5 protein-coding genes are annotated in these 7,622 nt (G+C 72.3%); 3 read left to right on the top strand and 2 right to left on the bottom strand.

Features of this window, described 5'->3' with window-relative positions; translation table 11 throughout:
• Positions 1-76: 76 nt before the first annotated feature.
• Complete coding sequence (pelF, locus tag ESG85_RS05655; protein WP_128976918.1) at positions 77-1,591, bottom strand: GT4 family glycosyltransferase PelF; 1,515 nt, start codon at positions 1,589-1,591, stop codon at positions 77-79.
• Positions 1,592-1,647: 56 nt separating this feature from the next.
• Positions 1,648-3,744, bottom strand: a complete 2,097-nt coding sequence (locus ESG85_RS05650; protein WP_246094820.1) for a hypothetical protein — start codon at positions 3,742-3,744, stop codon at positions 1,648-1,650.
• Between the two features lie 324 nt (positions 3,745-4,068).
• Here ESG85_RS05650 and ESG85_RS05645 point away from each other — a divergent pair, with 324 nt between their 5' ends.
• From ESG85_RS05645 to ESG85_RS05635, 3 genes are all read left to right on the top strand, one after another.
• The gene (locus ESG85_RS05645) at positions 4,069-5,577 is read left to right on the top strand and encodes a leucyl aminopeptidase (RefSeq protein ID WP_128976916.1); all 1,509 of its coding nucleotides are present in this window, start codon (positions 4,069-4,071) and stop codon (positions 5,575-5,577) included.
• A 332-nt stretch (positions 5,578-5,909) separates the two neighbouring features.
• Complete coding sequence (gene lpdA / locus ESG85_RS05640; RefSeq protein ID WP_128976915.1) at positions 5,910-7,298, top strand: dihydrolipoyl dehydrogenase; 1,389 nt, start codon at positions 5,910-5,912, stop codon at positions 7,296-7,298.
• 60 nt (positions 7,299-7,358) lie between these two features.
• Positions 7,359-7,622, top strand: a 264-nt coding sequence (locus tag ESG85_RS05635) for a biotin/lipoyl-containing protein (protein ID WP_342781149.1), incomplete at its 3' end; no start/stop codon positions are given.

The following is a 7,622-nucleotide window of genomic DNA, read 5'->3' as shown; positions in this document are numbered from 1 at the left end:
CGCCGTGCCGTGGGCTGGCGGGGGATCGCCGGAAGGGCATCCTGCGTGGTGCCCGGTTTCAGCCAGAGGGAGCCGCTCATGCCCACGCGCCTCCGGCCGTGTCGGTGCGCCAGGGGTCGGTGAGGGCGACGGTCCAGTCGTCCGGTTCCGCCTGGGGTTCGGGGCGGCGGCCGGCCAGTTCCAGGTAGATGCGGCGGAAGCCGTCGACCGAGCGGTGGAGGGTGAAGCGGTCGACGACCCGCTGCCGGGCGCGGGCGGCCAGGTCGGCGCGGCGGGCGTCGTCGTGGAGGAGTGCGGAGACGGCGGCGGCCATGACGGCCGGTTCGCGGGGCGGGACGACCAGGCCGGTGTCGCCGACGGCCTCGCGGACGCCGCCGACGTCGGTGGAGACGGTGGCCCGGCCGCACGACATGGCCTCGATGAGGGAGAAGGGGAAGCCCTCGCTGATGGAGGAGAGCATCACGACGTTGCCGGCCGCGTAGGCGGCGGCGACGTCGGAGGCGCGGCCCTCGAAGGTCAGTCCGTCGGTGACGCCGAGTTCGGCGGCGAGCTTCTCCAGGCGGGTGCGGTAGTCCTCGTTGCCGGCCGGGACCGGGCCGAAGAGACGCAGGCGCAGCTCGGGGATCTCCGCGCGGGTGATGGCGTACGCCCGGATCAGGGTCTCCAGGTCCTTGATGGGGTCGACGCGGCCCACCCAGCTGAGGGTGGGGGTCTCGGGCTCGGGGCCCGCCCAGGGGAAGGCCGCCGGGTCGACGCCGTTGTAGACGGTGCGGATGCGCTCGACCGGGGCGCCGCCGCGTTCCTCCCAGCGCCGGTTGTACTGGTTGCAGGGGGTGATGAGGTCGGCCTTGCGGTAGCCGAGGGTGTTGAGCTCGCGGTAGAAGCCGAGGAGGAGGGACTTGACGGGGAAGCTCTGGGGCGCGGTGCGGTAGCCGAGGTAGCGCTCGCGCAGGTAGATGCCGTGTTCGGTGAGCAGGAAGGGCACCCCTTCGAAGTGCTGGGCGGCCAGCGCCGGCAGCGTGGCGAGCCCGCTGGACACGGCGTGCGCGACCCGGTCGCCGGATATCCGGGCGGTGAGCGGGCGCAGCGCGTGTTCCAGCAGGTCGGTGGCGGTGAGGGCGTCGTGGACGGTGGGCCGGGCCGCGGCCGTCGGCAGGTGCGGCATGGTCCAGATCCACATGAGGGTGCGCAGGACGCGTTCGGTGCGCAGGGCGGCGGTCAGGCGTCCTGCGCGGGCGAGCGCGGCGAGTTCGTAGAGCGCCTCGCCGAAGTCGTGTCCCGCCCCGGGGTCGAGGACCGCCAGGAGGAAGCGCTCGTACGTGTCCTGGAAGCGGCGCCGGGCCGCGCCGCGCGGGGCGCTCCCGGCGCGGGCCGGGTCGGGGCCCCAGAGCGGGAAGGAGGTGTGGGCGGTGAGGTTGGGCGGCAGTTCCCACGTGACGGGTTCGCGGCCGCTGCCGGTGAGGGCGAGGACGTGGAAGTCGACCTCGGGCATGCCGCGGATCAGCTGGTCGCACCAGGTGCTGACGCCGCCGTGGACGTGTGGATAGGTGCCTTCGGTGAGCATGGTGACGTGACGGCCACTGCTCGGCATGTGCGTTCCCCCGGAGCGCGTGGATCGGTGGGTGTCGGCGGGATGGTGACGGCGGCTCAGGTGGTCGGGAGCCGGAGGGTGACGGCGTTCTGCAGGAGTTCCGGTGTCGTCCAGTCGGAGCGCGTGCCCGCGTAGGCGGTGCCGAAGGCGGCGGTGCCGAGGAGGAGTTGCTTGCGGGTGCCCTCGGGCACGGTGACCGGGACGGCCACGCCGGACGGGGCCTTGACGGTGACGGTGGTGCCGACGCGGTAGGCGGTGACCTGGCCGGCGTCGAGCGCACGCTCCCAGGCGGCACGACGGCTCAGCTCGGTGCCGACGTCCTTCTGGCGCGGGTTGACCAGCGGCGTGTTGTCGGCGAACAGGGCGCGGTAGTCGGCGAGGACCGTGTCGAGGACGGGGTAGAGCAGGCGTTCCTCGGCGAGGTTGGACTGGTGGACGTAGTGCGGCCTGGGGTCGTTGCCCAGGACGTGGGACAGGGCGGTGCGGGCCTCCTGCGGCACGATGTGGGCGTGGTAGCCGGTCGCGGTGTCGAGCGGCGCGGGCAGGCAGGTGGAGGACGGGTTGTCCTCGCAGAGGCCGCTGCCGCCGTCGGCGCGTGAGGTGTAGATCCAGTTGTACTCGTCGGTCATCTCGGCCGCGGTGCCGACGTTGTAGTACACGTTCATGGGGTGGCGGGGCACGGTCCGCGCGGCGCCGGAGCCGGTGCCGACGGGCCGCTGGGCCGGCTCGCGGGAGTTGTCGCTGCCCACCCACTTCACGCCGTTGTCGGCGAGGGCGCCGGCGAGGTTCGGGTTGTCGGCGGGCTGCTGGGGCAGGGTCTTCAGACCGGAGTGCTCGCCGGTGACGAGTTCGGTGCGGTCGACGGGCAGGCCCTTGCCGTGGGCCCAGCCGAGGTTGTCCCGGATCTGGGCGGAGATCTCGGCGCGGCTCACCCAGGCCGTCGCGCCGGTGCCGGTCTTGGCGCAGGTCCAGGGCACGGTGCTGCTGTCCTGGACGCAGCCGAGGAAGGGGTGGGTGTAGGTGTGGTTGATCCAGCGGTACTGCGCGCGGTCGGCGATCAGCCGGGCGGCGAGCGGGTCGGTGCCGCCGTGTTCGGCCTTCCACTGCTCGCCCTGGCCGCCGTTGTAGACCAGGTCGAGGAGGAAGCCGGAGGACTTCTGCCAGGCGGCCGCGTAGGCGGCGTCGGCGGCGGTCATCCGGACCGGGTTCTCGCCGGCCCCGCCGTCGCCGCCGGGGCAGTCGAGGTCGCCGGGCGTGCAGTTGCGGACGGTGTCCCAGCGGGCGTCGGGCGCGAAGACGTCGTCGACGTGGACCGAGAGGTAGTTGCGGGAGCGGCCGAGGTGGACGCCCTGGGTGAGCCATTCGACGATGCCACGGGCGAGCGCCCGGAACTGCCGCTGGTGCCGGTTGTAGGCGAAGGTGACGACGAGTTCGCGCCGTCCGTCGTGGGCGTACTCGCCGACGAGGCTCATCCGGCCGCCGTCCGCGGCGGCCATGTCGAGGTAGCTGGTGTAGCCGGCCCGGGGGCGGCCCGCGTAGCCGTAGCTCTCGGAGACGTTCGGGTCGTTGTCCTCGAAGGTCAGCGGTCCGCGCAGGTCGCGGAAGGGTCCGGCCTGGCCGGCCGGGGTGACGTGGGCGGTGGCGCCGTCGAGGACGCCGGACCAGCCGCCGTCCGAGGTGTAGTCGAGGCCGACGCCCGGGTGGGCCCAGGTGTAGGCGTCGACCTGCGGGATGCCGTACGTCCTCTCGTACGCGGCGAGGGCGGCCTGTTCGGCGGAGTCGGGTCCGAAGGCGGCCTCGTGCGGCAGGACGACGCCCTGGTAGCGGGCGCGGGGCCGGCCGGTCGCGCTGTCGGAGGCCTCGCTGAGGAAGCCGGCGGTGATCACCGGACGGCCGGGGTCGTTCAGGTCGATCGTGCGGTACGGGACGCCGGAGCCCTCGAGTTCGGCGGTGATGGCCTCCACGGCGCTGCCGCCGTCGTCGACGACCAGCACGGTCAGGTCGACCCGCGGGACCGGGGCGGCGGCGCCGGCCTGCGCGGAGGGCACGACGGTGGCGAGCAGCCCCGCGGCGGCGAGGGCCGCGAGCCGGGGCGCGCCCCGGCGGCCGCGGCCGCCGTCGCGGGAGGCGCCGTGGCGGGAGGTTCCGGGCATGCGGGAACGGCTGGAAACCATCGGTGGTGTCCCCCCTCGGCAGGGCCCGCCGACCGGCGGGACCTGTGGAGATGTCGCAGATGAGGCGAAGGACGGTGTGTCGTCCTTGCGCGATTGAGGCGAGTGTGAATCGCACCCGGCGGGTCCGGGACCCAAACCCGGCACAGACACCACGGATGAGTGAATCACCACCGCCGTGAGCGAAAGCGGCGAGCGAGCGTAGGCTTCGTTCCCTGCGCTCATCGGGCCGAAATACGATGCGGCGGGCACGGTCGGCCCATCCCTCGACCGCCAAGAACTCAATGGAAGCGAGAATTCACCACCGTGACTGCTCTCACTCTCAGCACCGCAGGAGCGGCGACGCTGCGTGCCGACGCCCTCGTGGTCGGCGTCGCGAAGTCCGGTAAGACGCTGGCCGTCGCCCCGGGCGCCGAGGTCGTCGACCAGGCCTTCGACGGCGGACTCGCCGCCGTCCTGGAGACGCTGGGCGCCTCCGGCGCCGAGGGTGAGGCGACCAAGCTGCCCTCCCCCGCCGGCCTCAAGGCCCCCGTGGTGCTCGCCGTCGGCCTGGGTTCCGCGCCCGAGGACGGCGAGGCCTACGACGCCGAGGCGCTGCGCCGTGCCGCCGGCACCGCCGCCCGTGCCCTGGCCGGCGCGAAGAAGGCCGCGTTCGCCCTGCCGATCGCCTCGCCCGAGGACGCCGCCGCCATCGCCGAGGGCGCCCTGCTCGGCGCGTACGCCTACACCGCGTACCAGGAGAACGGCCAGGGCGGCAAGAAGCCGCTGGGCGAGGTCGCCCTGCTCGGCGCCAAGCCGCGCGACAAGGCCTACAAGGCCGCCGCGGAGCGCGCGCTCACCGTCGCCGAGGAGATGAACCGCGCCCGCGACCTCATCAACCAGCCGCCGAACGACCTGACCCCGGCCGCGTTCGCCGCCGCCGTCCAGGCCGCCGGCAAGGAGCACGGCCTCAAGGTGCAGGTGCTCGACGAGAAGGCGCTCACCAAGGGCGGCTACGGCGGCATCCTGGGCGTCGGCGCCGGCTCGGAGAACCCGCCGCGCCTGGTCCGCGTGGCCTACACCCACGCCAAGGCGGAGAAGACCCTGGCCCTGGTCGGCAAGGGCATCACCTACGACTCGGGCGGCATCTCCCTGAAGCCGGCCGGCCACAACGAGACGATGAAGTGCGACATGAGCGGCGCGGCCGCCGTGTTCGCCACCGTCGTGGCCGCGGCCCGGCTCGGTCTCGCCGTCAACGTCACCGGCTGGCTGGCCCTCGCCGAGAACATGCCGTCCGGCTCCGCCACCCGCCCCGGCGACGTGCTGCGCATGTACAGCGGCAAGACCGTCGAGGTCCTCAACACCGACGCCGAGGGCCGCCTGGTCATGGCCGACGCCCTGACCAAGGCCTCGGAGGAGCACCCGGACGCGATCGTCGACGTCGCGACCCTGACCGGCGCCATGGTCCTGGCGCTCGGCAACCGCACCTTCGGCATCATGGCCAACGACGACGACTACCGCTCCGCGATCCACGAGATCGCGGACGAGGTCGGCGAGCAGTCCTGGCCGATGCCGCTTCCGGCGGACCTGCGCAAGGGCATGGACTCGTCCACGGCCGACATCTCCAACATGGGCGAGCGGATGGGCGGCGGCCTGGTCGCCGGCCTGTTCCTGAAGGAGTTCGTGGGCGAGGGCATCACCTGGGCCCACCTGGACATCGCGGGCCCGGCCTTCCACGAGGGCGCCCCGTACGGCTACACCCCCAAGGGCGGCACCGGCTCCTCGGTGCGCACCCTGGTGCGCCTCGCCGAGCGCACGGCGGACGGCGAGCTCTGAGCCGTCGCCTGAGGTGACGGTACGGCCCCGGGGACACCAGCCCCGGGGCCGTACCCGTTCCCGGGCCGGTGGTCCGGGGCGCCCGGGCCGGCGGTGCCGCCGGGTGTTCGCCCGCGACGAAATCCGTAGGTTCGTACGCCGCCCTACCCGTCCGTACGGACGATCGGCCGTCTCAGAGCGCGGCCCCGCGTCCCGCCGTCCGGCAACAAGTGCGAAGATGGGTTCTCGGCAGGACAGGGCCCCCACCACAGGGCCGAAGAAAAGCGGCCGGAACCAGCCGCCGCCCCGTCACCGAAGACGGGCGACGAGCGCACATGCATGGAGGACGTGACGTGGCGAACGACGCCAGCACCGTTTTCGACCTAGTGATCCTCGGCGGCGGTAGCGGCGGTTACGCCGCGGCGCTGCGCGGAGCGCAGCTGGGCCTGGACGTCGCACTGATCGAGAAGAACAAGCTCGGCGGCACCTGCCTGCACAACGGCTGCATCCCGACGAAGGCCCTGCTCCACGCCGGCGAGGTCGCCGACCAGGCGCGCGAGGCGGAGCAGTTCGGTGTCAAGGCCTCCTTCGAGGGCATCGACATCAAGGCCGTGCACAAGTACAAGGACGACGTGATCTCGGGCCTCTACAAGGGTCTGCAGGGTCTGGTCGCCTCCCGCAAGGTGACGTACATCGAGGGCACCGGCCACCTGTCCTCCCCGACCTCCGTCGACGTGGACGGCCGCCGCGTCGAGGGCCGTCACGTCCTCCTCGCCACCGGTTCCGTGCCGAAGTCGCTGCCGGGTCTGGAGATCGACGGCAACCGCATCATCTCCTCGGACCACGCGCTCACCCTGGACCGCGTCCCGGAGTCCGCGATCATCCTCGGCGGCGGTGTCATCGGCGTCGAGTTCGCCTCGGCGTGGAAGTCCTTCGGCACCGACGTCACGGTGATCGAGGGCCTGAAGCACCTCGTCCCGGTCGAGGACGAGAACAGCTCGAAGCTCCTCGAGCGCGCCTTCCGCAAGCGCGGCATCAAGTTCAACCTGGGTACGTTCTTCCAGTCGGCCGAGTACACCGAGACCGGTGTGAAGGTCACCCTGGCGGACGGCAAGACCTTCGAGGCCGAGGTGCTGCTCGTCGCCATCGGCCGCGGCCCGGTCTCCGCCGGCCTCGGTTACGAGGAGCAGGGCATCGCGATGGACCGCGGCTACGTCCTGGTGGACGAGTACATGCGGACCAACGTGCCCACGATCTCCGCGGTCGGCGACCTGGTCCCGACGCTCCAGCTCGCGCACGTCGGCTTCGCCGAGGGCATCCTGGTGGCGGAGCGGCTCGCCGGTCTGAAGACCGTCCCGATCGACTACGACGGCGTGCCGCGGGTGACCTACTGCCACCCCGAGGTCGCCTCCGTCGGCATCACCGAGGCGAAGGCCAAGGAGATCTACGGCGCGGACAAGGTCGTCGCCCTGAAGTACAACCTCGCGGGCAACGGCAAGAGCAAGATCCTGAAGACCGCGGGCGAGATCAAGCTCGTCCAGGTCAAGGACGGTGCCGTGGTCGGCGTCCACATGGTCGGTGACCGCATGGGCGAGCAGGTCGGCGAAGCGCAGCTGATCTACAACTGGGAGGCGCTGCCGGCCGAGGTCGCGCAGCTCATCCACGCCCACCCGACGCAGAACGAAGCGCTCGGCGAGGCCCACCTGGCCCTGGCGGGCAAGCCTCTGCACTCCCACGACTGACGCTCACGTCACACGGGCGCGACGACCACTTTCCGCAATTCGTTAGGAGCAACTGAAACCATGTCGGTTTCCGTAACCCTGCCGGCGCTCGGCGAGAGCGTCACCGAGGGCACCGTCACCCGCTGGCTCAAGGCCGAGGGTGAGCGTGTCGAGGCCGACGAGCCGCTGCTCGAGGTCTCGACCGACAAGGTCGACACCGAGATCCCCGCCCCCGCCTCGGGCATCCTGGCCTCCATCAAGGTCGCGGAGGACGAGACGGTCGAGGTCGGCGCCGAGCTGGCCATCATCGACGACGGTTCCGGCGCCCCGGCCGCGGCTCCGGCG

The organism is Streptomyces roseicoloratus (genome assembly GCF_004117935.1).
In the GTDB taxonomy this organism is placed as follows: Bacteria; Actinomycetota; Actinomycetes; order Streptomycetales; family Streptomycetaceae; genus Streptomyces; species Streptomyces roseicoloratus.
This window is presented reverse-complemented; position numbering and strand designations above follow the sequence as displayed.